Annotated in this window: 19 protein-coding genes and 1 pseudogene; all 20 read left to right on the forward strand. The window is 42.7% G+C overall.

The annotated features are described in order from the left end of the window. Positions 1-207, forward strand: a pseudogene (locus Q7O90_RS04945) (UDP-N-acetyl-D-glucosamine dehydrogenase); the annotation flags it as partial. A 58-nt stretch (positions 208-265) separates the two neighbouring features. Then, positions 266-1342 carry a Gfo/Idh/MocA family protein gene (locus Q7O90_RS04950; protein WP_304128235.1) on the forward strand — a complete coding sequence of 359 codons (1077 nt, stop codon included), beginning with the start codon at positions 266-268 and terminating at the stop codon, positions 1340-1342. Between the two features lie 14 nt (positions 1343-1356). Then, the gene (locus Q7O90_RS04955; RefSeq protein WP_304128238.1) at positions 1357-2487 is read left to right on the forward strand and encodes a DegT/DnrJ/EryC1/StrS family aminotransferase; all 1131 of its coding nucleotides are present in this window, start codon (positions 1357-1359) and stop codon (positions 2485-2487) included. Positions 2488-2489: 2 nt separating this feature from the next. Then, positions 2490-3764: an oligosaccharide flippase family protein gene (locus Q7O90_RS04960; protein ID WP_304128240.1), complete on the forward strand. Its 1275-nt coding sequence runs from the start codon at positions 2490-2492 to the stop codon at positions 3762-3764. 35 nt (positions 3765-3799) lie between these two features. Further along, entirely contained in the window at positions 3800-5002 is a 1203-nt protein-coding gene (locus tag Q7O90_RS04965) for an LCP family glycopolymer transferase (RefSeq protein WP_304128243.1), read from the forward strand. Then, positions 4989-5846, forward strand: coding sequence for a LicD family protein (locus tag Q7O90_RS04970; RefSeq protein ID WP_304128246.1), 858 nt, complete (start codon positions 4989-4991; stop codon positions 5844-5846). The genes Q7O90_RS04965 and Q7O90_RS04970 overlap by 14 nt, the downstream gene beginning before the upstream one ends. 25 nt (positions 5847-5871) lie before the next feature. Continuing rightward, a complete protein-coding gene (locus Q7O90_RS04975) occupies positions 5872-7131 on the forward strand; it encodes a hypothetical protein (protein WP_304128249.1) in 1260 nt (419 codons plus the stop codon). Beyond that, positions 7103-8200, forward strand: coding sequence for a glycosyltransferase (locus tag Q7O90_RS04980; protein ID WP_304128252.1), 1098 nt, complete (start codon positions 7103-7105; stop codon positions 8198-8200). The genes Q7O90_RS04975 and Q7O90_RS04980 overlap by 29 nt, the downstream gene beginning before the upstream one ends. Further along, positions 8190-8798, forward strand: coding sequence for a hypothetical protein (locus Q7O90_RS04985; RefSeq protein ID WP_304128255.1), 609 nt, complete (start codon positions 8190-8192; stop codon positions 8796-8798). Before Q7O90_RS04980 ends, Q7O90_RS04985 begins: the two co-directional genes overlap by 11 nt. Then, a complete protein-coding gene (locus Q7O90_RS04990; RefSeq protein WP_304128259.1) occupies positions 8785-10275 on the forward strand; it encodes an O-antigen ligase family protein in 1491 nt (496 codons plus the stop codon). Before Q7O90_RS04985 ends, Q7O90_RS04990 begins: the two co-directional genes overlap by 14 nt. 2 nt (positions 10276-10277) lie before the next feature. Then, positions 10278-11423, forward strand: coding sequence for a non-hydrolyzing UDP-N-acetylglucosamine 2-epimerase (gene wecB, locus Q7O90_RS04995; RefSeq protein ID WP_330667051.1), 1146 nt, complete (start codon positions 10278-10280; stop codon positions 11421-11423). Positions 11424-11525: 102 nt separating this feature from the next. Continuing rightward, positions 11526-12974, forward strand: coding sequence for an N-acetylmuramoyl-L-alanine amidase family protein (locus Q7O90_RS05000; protein ID WP_304128262.1), 1449 nt, complete (start codon positions 11526-11528; stop codon positions 12972-12974). 37 nt (positions 12975-13011) lie between these two features. Next, positions 13012-13617: a glycoside hydrolase family 25 protein gene (locus Q7O90_RS05005; protein WP_304128265.1), complete on the forward strand. Its 606-nt coding sequence runs from the start codon at positions 13012-13014 to the stop codon at positions 13615-13617. Positions 13618-13762: 145 nt separating this feature from the next. Beyond that, complete coding sequence (locus Q7O90_RS05010; protein ID WP_304128267.1) at positions 13763-15196, forward strand: NAD(P)/FAD-dependent oxidoreductase; 1434 nt, start codon at positions 13763-13765, stop codon at positions 15194-15196. 1 nt (position 15197) lies between these two features. Beyond that, complete coding sequence (locus tag Q7O90_RS05015; protein ID WP_304128270.1) at positions 15198-16529, forward strand: NAD(P)/FAD-dependent oxidoreductase; 1332 nt, start codon at positions 15198-15200, stop codon at positions 16527-16529. Position 16530: 1 nt separating this feature from the next. Then, entirely contained in the window at positions 16531-16890 is a 360-nt protein-coding gene (locus Q7O90_RS05020; protein ID WP_287300160.1) for a DUF1667 domain-containing protein, read from the forward strand. Positions 16891-16987: 97 nt separating this feature from the next. Further along, a complete protein-coding gene (locus tag Q7O90_RS05025; protein ID WP_273067591.1) occupies positions 16988-17221 on the forward strand; it encodes a hypothetical protein in 234 nt (77 codons plus the stop codon). After that, positions 17202-17516 (forward strand): YbjQ family protein, encoded by a 315-nt coding sequence (locus Q7O90_RS05030; RefSeq protein ID WP_304128276.1) that lies wholly within the window; start codon positions 17202-17204, stop codon positions 17514-17516. Before Q7O90_RS05025 ends, Q7O90_RS05030 begins: the two co-directional genes overlap by 20 nt. A 169-nt stretch (positions 17517-17685) precedes the next feature. Then, positions 17686-18339: a SanA/YdcF family protein gene (locus Q7O90_RS05035; protein WP_304128279.1), complete on the forward strand. Its 654-nt coding sequence runs from the start codon at positions 17686-17688 to the stop codon at positions 18337-18339. 293 nt (positions 18340-18632) lie between these two features. Further along, positions 18633-19175, forward strand: coding sequence for a glutathione peroxidase (locus Q7O90_RS05040; protein ID WP_304128281.1), 543 nt, complete (start codon positions 18633-18635; stop codon positions 19173-19175). The last annotated feature ends 73 nt before the right edge of the window (positions 19176-19248 follow it).

Raw genomic sequence — 19248 nt, forward strand, 5'->3', positions numbered from 1 at the left:
ATTCCAAAGTATAAGAGAAATGGAGAGTGGCATGAGGGTATCAGCGAGATAAATGCTGATATTATCAAGGGATATGATCTCATACTAGTCGCAACTGCACACGATGCATACGACTATGAGATGATTAGAAAGAATGCAGTGGCAATTTTTGATACTCGCAACGCATTCAAGGACGTAGAAGAGAGAGATAATATCTCCCTTCTATAAGCTTGATACCTTGATACAATACAGATAATTAAGTGCTAAAATTCCGGAGGATATTTAAATGAAATATGCATTGATTGGATGCGGTAGAATCGCAACAAATCACGTGACTGCTGCAGTAAATAATAATCTAGAAATAGTTGCGGTATGCGACGTAGTGCCAGAAAAGATGGAAGCAATTCTAGAAAAACACAATTTAGCAGACGACAAGTCGATAAAGAGATATACCGACTACAAGAAGATGCTAGAGGAGAATGACCTAGAGCTTGTGAGCATTGCAACAGAGAGTGGAAAGCATGCAGCTATCGCACTTGATGCAATCGATGCTGGAGTCAACGTGATTATCGAGAAGCCTATGGCTATGAATATGGCTGATGCAGAGGAGATTATCAAGAGAGCTGCGGAGAAGCATGTAAAAGTATCAGCTTGTCATCAGAATAGATTTAACGTAGCTATTCAGGAAGTTAGAAAAGCTATTGAAGGAAATCGCTTCGGCAAGCTCTCGCACGCATCTATAAATGTTCGCTGGAATAGAAACAAGGGATATTACGATCAGGCGCCTTGGAGAGGAACCTGGGAAGAAGACGGCGGTTGCCTCATGAATCAGTGCATCCATGGGATTGACCTTCTCAGATGGATGATGGGGGATGAGGTTGTTGAAGTATATGGAGCAACTAGGCAGCAATTCCACGATTACCTAGAGGCTGAAGATGTTGGTGTAGCTGTTGTTAAGTTCAAGAATGGCGCAATAGGAACCATCGAAGGAACTACCAATGTATATCCTCAGAATCTCGAAGAGACTTTATATCTATTCGGAGAGAACGGTACTGTAAAGGTAGGCGGCAAATCTACCAACACGATAGATGTGTGGGATTTCAAAGACGAGACCTCTGAAGATCAGAAGAATAAAGGTCTTGAAGAAGAAACTAGCAACGTGTACGGTAACGGTCACACCAGCTTATTTGCCGATGTAATCGAAGCGATAAAGGAAGACAGGACTCCTTATGTAGACGGGGTCGCAGGAAGAAATGCACTCGAGATGGTTCTTGCAATTTACAAGAGCCAGAAGGAAGGAGCACCAGTTAGGCTTCCTTTAACAGACTTTGCAAGCACTGATATGCGAGGCGAATTCAAGTAGAGCGGAGGAAGATAATGGAGTTTAGAGATTTAAAGAAGCAGTATGCTGCACTTAAAAATGACATAGATCGCCAGATTGACGAAGTAATCGCTAGTAGCAGATTTATCGGGGGAAGTAAAGTTTCCGAGCTTGAAGAGAAGCTAGCTGCATACGTTGGTGTAAAGCACTGTGTAACCTGTGGAAATGGAACAGATGCGCTAGAATTAGCGCTTATGGCATGGGGAATTGGGGAAGGTGACGCTGTATTCGTTCCCGACTTCACTTTTTTCTCATCTGGAGAAGTGGTTGCAATTTTAGGTGCGACACCAGTTTTCGTTGATGTAAATGAGGATACTTTCAACATGGATGCCGCTTCGCTAGAAAAGGCAATTACAGGGGTAGTCGCTGATGGGAAGCTAAGACCGAGCGTAGTTGTACCCGTAGACTTATTTGGACTCCCAGCTAACTTCCCTGAGATTAGAAAGGTTGCAGATAAGTATGGCCTTAAGATTCTTGAGGATGGAGCCCAAGGCTTTGGCGGTGAAATCAATGGACAGAAGGCGTGCAGCTTCGGAGACATCTCGACAACTTCGTTCTTCCCAGCAAAGCCACTAGGGTGCTATGGAGATGGTGGAGCGATATTTACAAATGATGATGAAGCCGCAGAGCTAATCAAATCTTACTGTGTACACGGTAAGGGTAAGATGAAGTATGACAACGTGCGCATCGGAATGAATTCCAGACTCGACTCCATTCAGGCAGGAATCCTACTTCCTAAGCTAGCTGCATTTGCAGAGTATGAAGTAGCCGATGTTAACAGCGCAGCAGCTAAGTACACTGAACTTCTTAAGGGAACTGTTGCTACACCTGTGGTTCCAGAAGGATTTTTAAGCAGCTGGGCACAGTACACGATTAAGCTTGAAAACAGAGAGCAGAGAGATGCGCTACAGGCATGCCTCAAAGAGAGATCAATACCTTCAATGATTTACTATCCTAAGCAGATGCATAATCAGGAGGCGTTTAGTGGCGAAAACGACTATGGCGTTGACTATTCTGTTACTAATAGGCTGTGCGATACAGTTCTATCGCTACCAATTCACCCATATATCTCAGATGATGACGTGAATGAAGTGGTATCGGTTATCAAGGAGTTTTTAGGCCAGTAAGCATGCGGGATAAGATTAAATTCATATATCAGAAGGGCCTAGTTCATATAATGGGCTCGGGGCTTCTCAATAAGGTGTTTACGTTTATCGGGAATGTCTTTGTTGTAAGGTTCTTAACCAAACGCGAGTACGGAATTTTCGGATACGCTGACAATATAATGACCTTCTTCCTGATTCTGAATGGAATGGGTATCATATATGGAATGCTTCAGTTCTGTTCAGAACAGAGGCCGGAAGAGGAAAAAGAGGCCTACTATTGGTTTTCGCTCAAGTTCGGAATGGCGTTTAACTTCGCAATTGCAATAGGTGTATTCATATGTGCAATGTTTGCACCATTAAAGGTAGCTGAGGCGAGACATGTGTTGATGATATATTCATTATATCCATTGACATACTACATTTATCAATATTATTGCCTGCTGATGCGATGCAAGAGAGAGAATAAACGATATGCCCTGCTATCAAATCTCAATGCCTTTATTTATATGGCTGTTGAGATTGTCGGTGCGTATTACTTAAAAGCTAGTGGAATCATCATTGCGCTTTACCTTGCGACGATGATAACCTCTTTAGTTGGGATGAGGTATTACTCGATTAGGGCACTAAGAAATGCGAACTATCTCTCGAGGCATCAGAAGCTTGAGCTGATAAAATATTCCGCATATGTGTGTGCTAATACTATGATTTCGAACTTACTCATCTTGATGGATGTGTTCCTCATCGGTTACATCATAGTTAGTCCTGAAAAAATCGCTATATATAAGGTTGCGGCTACAATACCTGAAGCGTTGATTGTAATACCTAATAGTGTAGTGATTTTCGTGTATCCGTATTTTGCAGAGCACAACATGGAATACGACTGGATTAAGCAGAACACCAAACGTCTAATTGGAATCACCGCCATTATGAATTTTATTATTGCGGGGATGCTATTTATTCTAGCTCCGTGGATAATAAAATTATTGTGGGGTGTTAAGTATATGGGCGCCGTTACAGTGTTCAGAATACTTTCGGTTAACTACTTCGTATCGTCAACCCTCAGAGTTAACGTGAGCAACCTGCTTGCAAGCCTCAGAAAGGTGAAGCTTAACTTTTACATAAATATTGTTGCGGGTATAAGCAATATAGTTCTCGATGCTGTACTGATTAAGTACATGGGTATTGATGGTGCTGCATGGGCTACATTGACAGTCGTAGTGATTACAACTGCAATGCTGATGCCTGCACTTATACATAGCATACGTAGCCTAAAGAAAATTGAGTCAGAAAACAGTTAAAAGACTGGTAATTATAAGGAATGGAGCTTAAACAAATGAGTTATGCAAGAAACTATCGAAAAAGCAGATTCAATACGTTTACTAAAATATGGTCTTTGCTTTATCTAATAGCACTGCTGGTATTCGTATCAGCTATGCTGGTGTTAGACGTAGTACCTTCCAAGCTACTGCTTGGAGCATTTGTCGTACTTCTGATAATAAGTGCAGTATTCTTCGTGCAGCTATTCAGAGATAATATAAAAAGATCCAGAAAGGTTACAGCATTTATATTGAGCTTAATCTTAATGGTGGTTTACACTGTTGGAACGGCATATGCAGTTGCTACGCATGAGTTTCTAGGACAGGTTACTGCAAAGAAGAAAGCAGAGGATGCCGTAGATGTGACGAGCAAACCATTCAACATTTACATAAGTGGAATGGATACAACTGGAAAGATTACAGAAGAAGCTCGTAGCGATGTTAATATGATTATTACGGTAAATCCTAAGACTCACAAGGTTCTCATGACTTCAATCCCAAGAGATTATCTAGTTGAACTGCAGAATGGGGAGAAGGATAAGCTCACCCATACAGGTCTTATGGGTATAGATGAGACCACTTCGGATGTGGAAGACTTACTTGGTATTAAGATAAATTACTACGTAAAGGTTAACTACAATACGCTTAAGGATCTCGTAAATTCTATCGGAGGAATCACTATCAACTCTGACAAGGCATTTATCTCATACATCGGGAAATACCGCTTTGTAGAAGGTGAGAATAAGCTTGACGGTGCTAAGGCACTGGCATACGCGAGAGAGAGACATGCATATAGCGATGGCGACAACCATAGAGTTCGTAACCAGCAGGAAGTTCTCAAGGCTATCGTGAAAAAGCTTACGGGGTCGACGACACTGCTCACGAGATATAACAAAATCCTGAAGTACCTCGCTCCGACTATGGAGATGAACCTGACTAGATCGGAGGTTAAGGCCCTTGTAAAGTTCCAGCTAGGAAAGAATCCGAAGTGGAAGTTTGAATCCAATTCATTAGAAGGATTCGATGCATTTTCTACTGTATATTCAGCAGGAAACCAGCAGCTATATGTTATGAAACCTGATGAAGAAAGCATTAAGAAGGCTCGTCAGAAGATTAAAGAAATCGAGCATCCAAAGTCGAAATCAAAATCAAAATCAAAATCAAAGAACAAGAGCGATAACGATATTGAGAGTGAGAGCAGCGAAGATGACAACCTATAATGTAGATGCATTTCCAGAGATAAAGGACGTTCAGAGAGTTGAGCTAGATATACTCATAAAAGTCGCTAGGCTTTGTGAGGAAAGAGGGTTAACTTATTTTATCGAGAGCGGAACAGCTCTTGGTGCCGTTAGACATGGAGGCTTCATCCCTTGGGATGATGACATAGATATCGGCATGCCACGTCAGGATTATGAAAAATTTCTGGATATTGCGCAGGAGGAACTGGGCGATGAATACTTTGTGCAGACGAGAGAGACTGATCCCAACGCTCCTTTCTCATTTGCTAAGGTTAGGAAGAACGGTACAACGTTCATAGAATGGAATAAGCGCAACATTAAGATGCATCACGGTATTTATATAGATATATTTCCGTATGATGGACTTCCTATAGAAGGGCTCGATGAGCACATCGACAAATGCTTGAAACTCAATAAATTACAGTTTAAAAAATATATTCCAGATAGAGTAGGTGTTCCGCAGAAAAGCTTCAAGTGGAAGCTCGGAGCTGCCGCGAGAAGAATACAGTACTATCTTTTAAAGCTTTATCCGGAAAGCCTTCTTGAAGGAAAGATAAAAAAAGAGTACATGCGTTATGATACAAATCCAAATGAGCATGGATTTTGTACATGCTTCTCCTTTGTGGATAGAATCATTTTTCCAAATGAACTACTGTTCCCTCCTCAGAAGATTAATTTTGAGGGAGAGGAGTTCTATGCACCAGCTAAACTCGTAGAATACTTAACACTTATGTACGGTGATTACAACCAGCTTCCACCTGTAGAGGACCGCGTGGGGCACAGACCCGTGGAGGTCTCTGTGACGGAGGAGCTATTTACCCGCTAGTGTAGGGTAGCGAAAGGACTAGATTGTGCTAATTTTACTGTCGTGGATTTTGAATATAGTGCTCCTGATATATGAGTGGAGGAAGAAATCGCTGGGGATGGTTCTCTGGGCGATGTTATTTGTGGTATTCACAGTTCCTAACACGGCGCATGCATATTCAGGAGACTATTCCGACATAACAATTGCCAATGCTACCATGTTAGCAGTGCTATTTATGGCGCTGTATATGTTTACGAGATTCTTCTATTTTGCAAAGTTTAATGCGGAGAAGCTTGAGATGGAGGTTTCGGATTTTGAGGAGACCCCAGAGGCTCTTTTCAGGATGATTTTCTGCGTCTACTTGATTTGCTTCGTAATAGTGGCTGGAGGATTTTACGGCAGAGGATATTCACTTTTTAACTCAACGTGGACTCAGACGCTAAATATGGCACAGACACCTATAGAGATTATGGCAGGAAAAGTAATGGTTGCATTCTCAGGAATCGGATTTGCTTGCCTATGTAAGAAAAAGCGTCTGTGTTTCCTGATAGCGTTTATAATCTATTTATTTTGCGCACTTTATTCAAAATCTAGGTATAATCTTCTTGGCTTCATAACGCCTTTCATCATCTACTTTCTTTTTAACAAAAATAACAAGAAGGTTGCAGTAGGAGTATCGGCAGGAATAGTTCTTGTGTTTGCTGTGTTCGTATTCCAGCAGATTCGTTGGTTAGGAGATATATCTTTACTCCCTAAGGTCGGAATCGGAGAAATCTTTAAGAGATCTATCGACTATATGAGAAAGGGCGGAGGAGAGCTAGGACTTATCAAGGCATACTACTACTTTGTGGAGCATAATAATAACTTCCCCAAATTCGGTATGGGGCTAGGATACATGAGACTTGCATTGCTATTTGTTCCAGCGGCCATCGCCAAATTTAAGCCAAGGGATTTTGCTATAGATATGTATAAAGAGTGGATGCACGTCGATAATCCTCGAGGGACAATGCATCCAACGCTTTTCGGTGATGTGTTTGCTAATTTTGGATTCATGTGTTTCTTGTTGGGGATTGTATATGGAATCCTAGTGTCATTCGTAGATGAGTTTATCAAGGCTACGAAGGATCCAACTATGCGATGCATGAAAGCAAGTATGGTCTGCACGCTGTTTATTCTTATTGGAAGAGGTGCGACATACAATGCTATATTTAACTATATTATCGGTGCACTCGTGTTAGACATCATATACGCGGTTTACAAAATATGGAGGAGAGCAAGTGAAAATACTGTTCATCAGTGCAGCTAATAAAAATTTTGACGGCAGGACGAGGGCATTACTCGATGTCCTAAACTCATTTGCTGACGTCGTAGACATAACCACAACACAAGAAAGTGATTTTGTGGATAACAACTCGTATTACGTAAACTACAAGTCATACAAAGAGTTTATTCGCAAGACAGTAGAAATCGGCAAGGAGCATAAGGACGTGGACTTTATCTTCGCTGACAACAGGAAAGCAACTGTTCCGGCGCTCAAGTTAAATAAACTCCTTAAGCCTAAAGCTGTGATTTACGATGCGAGGGAGCTATATCTGCAGAGAGAAACTCATGGATTTGCTAGTAAGGTCGGCTGCTTTTTCGAGTCGAGGATGATTGCGAAAGCCGCACTGACCATCTGCGCAAATGAAGAGCGCAAGCAGGTTATGGAGAAAGAGTACGGCAAGATTGGAGCAATACTCGTGTTTGAAAACTTCCGAAAGCTATCGTATTCTAAGGAGTTTTCAGAGGAAGTAATGAAGCTGAAATTCGACTATCTGAACGGAGATGATTCATTTAAAATCGTATCAACAGCTGGTTGCGAAATCGAAAGAGGCACAAAGGAACTTATCGAAGCAGCAGCGAAGCTAAACTTCAATAATACATTGTACCTAGTTGGCTGCAAGGAAAATGCTGAAAAGCAGGAGATTGAAACATTCATCGAAGAGAATAAGCTCGAGAATGTGAAACTCGTACCTAGACTAAACCAGGATGAACTCAAATACTTCGTTTCTAAATGTGATGTTGGAATAGCGATGTATCACAAGAAGAATTCAAACAATCTCTACTGTTCGTCGGGGAAAATCTATGAATACGCATATGAAGGGATTGCTGTTGCAACGACTGATAATCCGCCGATGAAGAGAGTTTTGGACGAGTACGGAATCGGAGCATATGACAGCGATATTGGCAAAGCGCTGGTGAGTGTTCACGACAATATGGACGATATCAAGAAGAATATAGAAACATTTGTCGGAGATCGAGTAGTCGAAAAGAAACAGGAAGAATTTGCATTTGATTTAAGAAAGTGTATGGAGGACTTACAAGATGGGAAATAGCTTTGAGAAGAGGATTATCGAGCTAGTGAAGAAGTATGCGGTAGTAATGATTATATGCGTAGTAGTTTGCGCAGTTGGAATGGCTAAGATTGAAGGCTCCAAGGCTACAACTTCATACAAGGCGAAGCTAACCGTAGCAGTTACACCTGCTGAAGGATATCAGAAAAGCACCCTTGAGGATATCCAGAAGAATGAGGAGCTTGTTGGACTCTATGCAAAGATTTCGACATCATCTAAGACTCTCGACCGTGTAGCTCAGTACGCAGGGCTCGACGAAAAGGGCAGAATTGCACTTAATTCAAGAGTTGCAGTTGATTTTGATAAGGATGGTCAGTATGTAGATATTTACATTACTGCTGATACTGAAGATGAAGCCCTCAAGTTAGCAGATGCAGAAGCCAAAGCTGTTGTTGAAGTTAGCAAAGAGGTTAGAGGCGAAGACATACTAAAGGTGGTCTCGATGCCGAGCAAGCCACTCGAAGCGGAGAGTGTAAGTACGAAAGGTTACTATGCTACAGGTGGTGTTGCGGGTATCTTTGTGGGAATCATAGTAAGTGCACTACTGGAGATGAAAAGAAAGAAACATGTACGAAATTAAAACCTTAAATCATATGCTAGCCTTCATAGATAGGCTAGTCGGTAAGATTAGTATTAAAAAAGGACAAAATGCAATCATCTCGGTGTCTGCATTTGGAATGATGATGACATCTTTCTGTAAATTTTCATATTTTACGGAAAGATTATCACATTATGGAATCCATCAAAATATGGTGAATATTACTAGTAGCGTTATATTCTTCGTGTTCTTAATACTGATATTTGCTTCGTTGGATATGAGTGATAATAAGGATGTTAGGTTAAATGCATGGCTAGGGATACCTCTTTTTCTTGTCATCATATCCTATACGGTTACAGGAATAGTAGAGAAGGCACCAAAGCAGTTAGTTTGGGCCGTTATATACAGTTTGATATTCGTGCCGATTTCATATCGACTTGCAAGCAAGAAAAATAGGAAAATATTTATTGATGGAATTGCAATAGGAATTGCTATTTTTGGGGTGCTAATTTTATTTTTAAATATTATATTTTCACCTATGGTTGCCAAGACCTCATTTAGTATCGCTAGGTACACTGGTGTTCTAACAAATCCTACAATATTAGGGTTTTATCTGAATGTATTTATTGTTGTATATGCATATATTATTTATAAGATAGTTTTTGTTGAAAAGAATGTATTAAAGAACGTCTCAAACTTGATAGTTTTTTCAATAGCAGTTTGGGGTATGGGAATGTCGTGGTTTGCAATTCTTATGACAAAAAGTAGAGGATCTTTCCTTGGCATACTATCAATACTTTTGTTCTATACAATTATCGTAATGAAAGGTATTTTTAAATCGCATCTTACAATTAAAAATACCGCTATAATTTTTGTTATTACAGTGACTATGCTAGCCACTGCCTATAAAATTTCTGACAATATTTTAAAGAGAGACCTTAGGGCATTAAAGATTAAAGAGAATTATACAATTTCACAGATGATGTTCGGTCGAATAAAAGAAATGAGTAACTTCAAGGATGTCGATGAATACCACTTTGCTTACATGGAGCCGAAAAACTTGACAGAAGCACAGAGGAAAATATGGGGTGATTTAGACAAGCTTACAACGCATAGAATCTGGATCTGGTATATTTATTCGCAGCATTTAGGTTTTATCGGGCACAAGAGCAGGACGTTTATCATTCCTGGATATACGAAGGGCTTCGAGAGACAGTCGCACAATGCGATTCTGGAGGTTACATTTAACGGAGGATATATTGCTGGTTTTGGCTTCTTGCTTATTGAGATAACAACCGGAATTTATGCTTTGATAATATTGTTTAGGAAAAAAGAATATACTGACAACAATTTAGAGATGCTATTCTTGTCACTCGCGGCCATAGCATTTTGTGTAAATGGAATATTCTCGACGATAAATACACTTACGACTTATTCAATCACCATGATGTACTACATGGCACTTACGACAGTAGGTTTTAGAAAGAGTGACGAGTCACTAACCACTACTAAGCAGTAAATATGACTAATTTAGAGGTAATCATGAAAAAGGTTATGTTGGTCTTTGGGACAAGACCGGAAGCAATTAAAATGTGCCCACTTGTAAAGGAATTGAAAAAGAGACCTGGAATAGACACATGCGTTTGCGTTACTGGTCAGCATAGACAGATGCTCGATCAGGTTCTCGAAACCTTCCATGTGGTTCCAGATTACGATCTGTCTATAATGAAAGAGAAACAGACACTCTTTGATGTTACAACTAATATTCTTGAGAGAATCAGAGAAGTGCTTGTTAATGAAAATCCCGACGTAGTTCTCGTACACGGAGACACGACCACGACGTTCGTGACTGCGCTCGCTTGTTTCTACCTACAGATTCCTGTTGGACACGTGGAAGCAGGGCTTAGAACGTACAACATAAAGTCACCTTTCCCAGAGGAATTTAACAGGCAGGCTGTTGGGATTGTTGCAGAATATAATTTTGCGCCGACAGAGAAGAGCAAACTGAACCTAGTGAACGAAGGTAAGGATGCAGGGAAAATCTGGATTACAGGCAATACTGCCATTGATGCCCTGAGCACGACAGTAAAGGAAGATTATAGAAACGAGCATCTAGATTGGGCTTCTGACTCGAGACTTATTCTTATCACTGCTCATCGCAGAGAAAATCTCGGCGAGCCGATGCATAACATGTTTAGAGCTATTCGCCGAGTGATGGATGAAAACCCTGATGTTAAGGCGATTTATCCTATACATATGAACCCGGCTGTAAGACAGGCTGCAGAGGATGTATTTGGTGAGAGCTCACCGGGCGGCAAGGAAGAACGTATTAGAATCATAGAACCGCTCGATGTGCTTGATTTCCATAACTTCATGAACCAGAGTTATCTAATTCTGACCGATTCAGGTGGAATTCAGGAGGAGGCACCTAGCCTTGGGAAACCAGTTCTCGTAATGAGAGACACTACCGAACGCCCAGAGGGAATTCAGGCGGGTACACTAAAATTGGTCGGGACTGAAGAGGAAACGATATACAAAGAATTTTCAAGACTTCTTACCGATAAAGAGGAATACAAGGCTATGAGCAAGGCTTCAAATCCTTACGGCGATGGACATGCTAGCGAAAGGATAGCTGATGTGCTTGAGTTCGGCGAGATAAGAAGATAATAGCGCAAAGGCTTGCCATATCAAAATTTAACATGATACAATGAAATGACGCTAAAAGCGTCATTTTGTATATTACAAAAAATTTAAAAAAGGAGGGATGAAATGTTGAAAGAAAGTCAGGGAAACGGCATGGCTAAAATTAAGACGCTACGTCATCACCTGCTAGTAATGGCAACCTGCCTTGCTATGATGCTAGTTAGCTCATGCTTTGTAGCTAGTGCTACCGACGAGGATGTTTCAGCAAATGGGGCTGCTAATAACAAAGCCGTATCTACTGAAGAAAGCACTGATGCGGCATCGAACCAGAACGAAGATGCTACAGAAAATCGTCAAGATGCTAGTACGGTTGATTCTAACGCAACCGATCAGGCAGCAGATGACCAGTCTACAGGTTATGCGGCTCAGGCAAGAGCAGCAGCATATGATGTGAGTGATGACGAGTTATCTGCACCTGCTGTTTCTGGAACGTGGAAGAGCGAATCTGGCGGCTGGCGCTTCTATAACAGTGCTGGCGTAATGCAGAAGGGTCTATTCACTATCGACGGCAAGAAGTATTATCTAGGACCAGACGGCATCATGAAGACTGGCTGGCAGCAGATTGGTAGTCATTACTACTACTTCGGTTCAGATGGCTCCATGAGAACAGGCTGGCTCAGTGCGGGAAGCACTTGGTACTATCTACATTCAGATGGTTCGATGGCTTACGGACTAGAGGAGGTTGAAAAGCTACTCTACTTCTTCGGAGCGTCAAATGACGGAGCGATGAAGACTGGCTGGCACAAGATTTCAGACGCATATCACTATTTCGGATCTAGCGGCGCAGCTGTTAAAGGCTGGCAGAAAATCGGCGGCTACTGGTATTACTTCGACAAGATGGGAGTAATGCTTACAGGCAATCAGGTGTTAGATGGAAAGAGCTACTATCTAGGTGCTGCTAACGATGGAGCCATGAAGACGGGCTGGCAGATAGTTGGTGCAATCTATGAATCAAACAAAAAGATTGCCGACAGATGGGGATACTACGGAGCTGATGGAGCCGCTTTAAAGAACAACTGGCTAAAGTATGGCGGATATTGGTATCACTTCGACGAGGACGGTGTTATGGAGACCGACGTGGTGGAGATTGACGGTAAATACTACTACTTTGGCACGGAAAATGACGGCAGAATGAAAACAGGCTGGCAGAAGATAGATGATACCTGGGCATACTTAGGTGCTGACGGCGCTGCGAGAACTGGTTGGCAGAAAATCGATGGCTACTGGTATTACCTTGGAGAGTACGGTGAAATGGAGACTGACCTTAGAGATATAGCCGGCAACCTTTACTACCTAGGTGGCGACGGAGCCATGAGGACTGGCTGGCAGCAAGTTTCAGGTGACTGGTATTATTTCAATGCGTCTGGAGCAGCAGTATCTGGATGGCTACAGATCGGTAGCTATTGGTATTATTTCGGTGACGATCACAAGATGGTTAAGAACACCATCAAAGAGCTCGATGGCAAAAAATACGCATTCAATTCTGATGGTGTGATGCTGTCGGGCTATCTTTAAACTAAACGGTGAGACATACTTCGCAAATGCCTCTGGTGTGATTGCTAATCAGCTAAAGGGAGTGGATGTATCCGCATACCAGGACGATATTAACTGGCAGAAGGTAAAGGCTTCTGGAATAGACTTTGCTATCGTTAGAGCTGGATATCGTGGTAAGACCAATGGGGCTCTTGTAAAGGACTCTAAATTTGATAAGCATATATCGGGAGCAATATTAGCTGGTCTTAAGGCCGGAGCATACATGTTTACCGAAGCGAGAGATTACACAGAGGGTGCCGAAGAGGCGAAATTCCTCGTATCTCTCACCAAGGACTATGATGTGAAGCTCCCGCTGGTGATTGACACAGAGTATCAGAGCAATGCAAGGTCAAACGGAATCTCGGTTGCTGTGAGAACTGAAGCGATTAGGGGTTTCTGTGAGACGATAGAGTCGCTCGGATATACGCCTATGATCTATGCGAGCACCAGTTGGCTGAACAACAATCTAGACATGAGTAAGCTTAGCAAATATAAAGTTTGGGTAGCTCAGTACTACGACAGGGTTACATACAATGGAAGCTACGAAGTATGGCAGTATACCAGCAAGGGAAGAGTCGACGGAATAAACGGCAATGTTGATATGAACTACTGGTATAACAAATAACTAGCAAAGTTAGAAGTGAAGGAGGGTATTAATCACCTTCCTTTTTTATATTTCAGTGTTAAATACGTTTCCAATTGCTAAATGATTATTAATATCATGATATAATTAAACGGTTATTAAAACCCATAACCAACTCGGAGGAAACATGCTTTACGACATAGTCATAATAGGTGCAGGAATCACAGGCTCGATGCTCGCCAGAGAGCTTTCGAGGTATGAGCTCAAAATAGCGGTATTAGACAAGGAAAATGACATTGCAAATGGTGCAACGATGGCGAATTCCGCTATAGTTCACACGGGATATGACCCTGTAGATGGCACACTCAAGGCAGAGCTTAACGTGAAAGGTGCTCGTAAGTATCCTAAGATATGCGAGGATTTGCATTGCCATATCAAGAATACGGGTGCGTTCGTAGTTGCATGTGGTCACGAAGAGGAGAAACTTCTAGATGTACTGGCTGAAAGGGCAGTCTGTAGGGATATCCCTCATGAATTTCTTAGTGGAGATGAGGCACGTGCTGTAGAACCAAATCTCAGCGACAACATAACCAAGGTGCTGTCATTTCCGACGACATCTGTAATCTACCCTTGGGAGGTCGCTATTGCTTGTATGCAGGTTGCTGTAAACAATGGCGTAGATTTATTCCTAAACCACGAAGTGAGCACCATAGATAAGAATGACGATGACTACGTGATCAAAGCAGGCGGCGAGACATTCAATGCCAAGGTTGTTCTAAATGCTTCTGGAATAGGCGCTTCGGAGATCTGCCATATGGTGACAGAATGTGCAGGATTCGAGATAACTCCAAGGCGAGGCGAATACTATGTCATCAGTAACGACGAACATATAGTAAATAACATCATATTCCCAGTTCCAACTGCCAAGGGCAAGGGAGTACTCGCAATTCCGACGGTTTACGGGAATACGCTCATCGGTCCTAATAGCGAGGAATTAGAAGACAACATCACGACGGCAACTAGCACAGGTGGGGCAAGATACTTGCGCGAAAATATCGCCAAGATACTTAAGACAGTTCCGCTGCATAAGTCTATAAGGACATTTGCAGGGCTGAGGCCGAGTTCGACATCAAAGGATTTTATAATAGGCCCCTTAGATGACGAGAACCCAAACTTCATCAACATCGCTTCCATAGAGTCGCCCGGGTTAGCCAGTGCACCGGCGATTGCGGACTATGTGATAGAGAAGTTTATAGCGGATAGATTTTGCCTTAGGGAAAATCCAGATGCTGCGATGACAAGGGATAAGCCGATTGTCGTCTCGGAGCTAGCTGAAGAGGAGCGTGAGAAACTCGTGCGTGAAAATTCACAGTATGCAAATATAGTTTGTAGGTGTGAGACCATATCCGAGGGAGAGATAGTTTCTACAATACATGAAGTCTGTGGAGCCAGAAGTGTCAAGGGGATAAAGAAACGAGTTCGACCAGGGATGGGCAAGTGTCAGGGAGGATTCTGCGAGCCTAAGGTCGTAGAAATTCTAGCTAGAGAGCTAAAATGCTCACCTGTCGATATCGTTCAAGATGGGCAGTATTCAAAGATTTTAGAGAGGGAGAATCGCTAAGATGAGACATTGTCAGGCAGTGGTAATAGGTGGTGGCTGCGGCGGACTGGCTGCAGCTACGAAACTAAAGTTGGAAGGGCTTGAAGATGTCATCCTTATCGAGCGCGATATCGAGCTTGGCGGAGTGCTCAATCAGTGCATTCATAATGGGTTCGGGCTTACAACCTTCAAAGAGCAGCTTAGCGGACCCGCGTTTGCAGAGAGATATGAGCGAGAGGCGGTAGATATAGGTGTAGAAATCAAGCTGGGCACAATGGTTACACACATGAGTAGTGATCGTGTTATCGAGTATGTGAGTAAGGAAGAGGGATATCAGAAGCTCAAGGCAGATATCATCGTCCTTGCCGTTGGATGCTACGAGAGAAGCCGCGGTGCTCTTGGAATCCCTGGCGAGCGTCCGGCTGGAGTCTACACAGCGGGGCAGGCTCAGAGATATCTTAATATCGATGGCTACATGGTCGGAAAGCGGGTGTTCATACTTGGTTCAGGAGATATCGGACTCATAATGGCACGTCGCATGAGCCTAGAGGGAGCTGAAGTGCTCGGTGTTGCGGAGCTTATGCCGTACAGCAATGGGCTACCTCGTAACATGAAGCAGTGCCTCGACGACTTTGGGATTCCTCTATATCTATCTCATACTGTAACTAACATATATGGACGTGATAGGCTCGAACGCATTGAGCTCACCAAGGTAGATGATAAGAGACAGCCGATTAAGGGAAGCGAGATGTATTTCGACGTAGATACACTGCTCCTAAGCGTTGGACTGATTCCTGAAAACACTCTAGCTGAAGAGGCTGGAATTGAAATGGATCCGAGCATCCGTGGACCAATTGTCGACGAGAATTATATGACATCGGTTCCGGGAATATTCGCATGCGGAAACGGACTTCACGTGCATGACCTAGCAGACTTCGTTACGAAGCAGGCCGGTGAGGCGGCGGTAGGGGCTGCTAGATACTATGAAGCGCTAAAACAGAGAATAAAGGAAGCTCATGATGGTGATGAAGCTGAGACCTTCGGGTTATCTCCAGATGATGACAAGGAATCTTTAGCCAGTAATTCGTACTGTGAAGCTCACGCTGGAAATATGGTGAGCTACGTAGTTCCTGCGAAACTACACAAAAAGAGCCTGCCAAAGGCTGTGACACTTTACTTCCGCGTCCGGAAACCAATGAACGATGTCACGATAGAGATCTCGAAGGGTGATAAGCTGATGCGCTCCATCCACAAGGATGTGGTTATACCATCTGAGATGGAGCAGGTGGTAATAGCTGGTAAACACCTTGAAGAAGCCGATGGGGATCTCACGGTTCAGATAAAGGAGAATTAAGATGAGAGATGCAGAATTGATTTGCGTAAATTGTCCGAAAGGCTGCAGAGTTACTGTGCATCTCGAAGGTGATAAAATTATAGAAATTGAAGGGTACAGTTGTAAAGAAGGTCTTAGCTATGCAGAGCAGGAGATAACTCGCCCGATGAGGATTCTGACTTCGACGGTAAGAATCGATGGGGCGGTCAACCGCGTGCTGCCGGTAATTACCGAGAGCGAGATTCCACTGGACATTTGGCGCGAGGCGATGAGAGAAATCAAGAAACTTAGAGTGACAGCTCCTGTGGAGATAAATGATGTAATCGTTAGCGACTTTATGGGTACAGGCGTGAATCTGATTGCGAGCAGGAGTATGAGGTAAGCTTCTGTTGTCCTATCCATACCCAGATGGTATAATTATCAGTAAATACGGGGTAAGCAATCGTGCATACCCGGGTATTTGAGAAGAGAGATGTTTTATGAAGAAAAATAAAATCGGCAGTATTCTCGTAGCGGTTGCGATAATAGGTATAGTCATCGGGATTATCTTGATTTATTTCATCGGTTTCGAAATTATTCCCGGGGTACCGCTTGGCGTAAGAATAGTTGTAGCACTTATCTGTGCTGGCTTCATATACGGGGTGCTGCACATCTTGATCGAGAGAATCCGCGAGATTCAGAAAGGGGAAGACGATGATCTTAGTAACTACTAACGAAATCGAAGGCAGAAAAGTTCAGACTATCGGACTTGTAAAGGGAAGCACAATTCAGACAGTTAATGCTATCAGAGACTTTGGAGCTGGACTCAAGACTCTTGTTGGCGGAGAGCTCGTTAAGTATAACGAGATGATGAACAACGCAAGAGCTCTTGCGACTAAGAGAATGGTTGATGAGGCTGAGAGCGTTGGCGCTGACGCAGTAGTTGCTATTCGCTATTCATCCGCATCCATAATGCAGAGCGCTGCAGAGGTTATGGCATACGGAACAGCTGTTAAGTTCGTTGACTAATCTTAGATGACTTGGGTGCAAGCCAAAGTACTATAATTAATTGAATTTTGCCGGGCTAGAGATACCTCCGTTCAGATGAACACGTGTAGGGCCCGGTTTTCATTTGTTTTTGATTTATATACACGTTACTTCCTTGCATATATCACCTATGAGGGATATTATTATACCTATGCTTAAGGTTATTAAATGGATATTTAAGTTAATATTGATAGCTGTAGTCATAATCGTGGGAATCAATCTATTTGTTAAGTTCGAAGGAGAGCGAAGTCTTCGAAGCTTAGATCAGCTTCGCGGGCAATCGTACGACTGCATCATTGTGCTGGGCGCAGGGGTGTATGGCAATGGTGAGCCTACTAAGATTCTTAAGGACAGACTTGACCGTGGGATAGAGTTATATAATGCTGGGGCAGCACCGAAGCTGCTGCTGTCTGGAGATAACGGCAAGACCAATTACGACGAGGTGAAGGTCATGAAGAACTACTGCTTGAAGCACGGTGTTCCAGCAAAGGACATATTCCTCGACCACGCAGGTTTCTCAACGTATGAATCGATGTATCGCGCAAGGGATATATTCGGTGTAAAGTCAGCAGTAGTAGTTACACAGCATTATCACGAGGGTAGAGCGCTGTATACAGCAAAGCGACTTGGCATCAAAGCTGTAGGGGTAAGTGCGGCCGAGAAGCAGTATGATGGAGATGAGGCTCGTGCAATTAGGGAGTTCCTATCTAGAGAGAAAGCTTTTGTGCAGTGCCTTGTTAAACCAGAACCGACGTTCCTCGGAGACAAGATAGATATTACAGGCGATGGGCAGGTAAGCTGGTAAATTGATACTGGTCAAAAAAATATAAGATTAATTTAGTGAATTTTGCGCTGGGGTAGAAACTCTGGTGCCTTTTTATATACGTGAGGAGGACTCCTTAAAATGCATACAAGTATTTATATAAGTGCATCATGAATTGTTGACAAAATAATTTAGCACAATATAATTGTACATGTAAGGGGGAGTCTAAAAAAGGGAATTAGACTAGAGGATTAACGTAGTAACGAGAATGCCACGTGAAAATGGCATGTGGATTTTAAAGGGCTTTTCATAGGTCATAACAGGAGGTAATGGATATGGGATTTTATGATTATTCAGTTCCAGCTACAGACGGAAGCGAAGTATCAATGAAAGATTACGAGGGGAAAGTTGTCCTCGTTGTCAATACAGCAACAGGTTGCGGCTTCACGCCTCAGTATGAACCGATTGAAGAGATGTATGAAAAGTACCACGACAAGGGATTTGAAGTGCTAGATATTCCTTGCAATCAGTTTGCGGGGCAGACTCCTGGGACTGACGAGGAGATACATGATTTCTGCACTCTGCAGTACAACACGAAGTTCCCTCAGATGAAGAAGTCTGATGTTAACGGTGAGAATCAGCTAGCACTATATAAATTTCTCAAGGAAGAGAAGGGCTTTGAGGGCTTTGGTAAGGGTCTCAAGGCGACAGGACTTTCGCTAGTGGTTAAGAAGATGGACAATGACTATAAGAATAATCCTGATATCAAGTGGAATTTCACCAAATTCGTAGTTGATAGAAACGGCGATGTAGTTGCTAGATTTGAGCCTACTGCGAAGATGGAGGAAGTGGAGAAGTGCATAGCTTCTCTCATTTAAATCAGTTGTTCCAAGCCTACGGGCTGTAACATCCTTAATAATAAATATACTGCAATGGAGAAAGCGTGGCTGA

Source organism: Mogibacterium diversum (assembly GCF_938028775.1).
Taxonomy (GTDB): Bacteria; Bacillota; Clostridia; order Peptostreptococcales; family Anaerovoracaceae; genus Mogibacterium; species Mogibacterium diversum_A.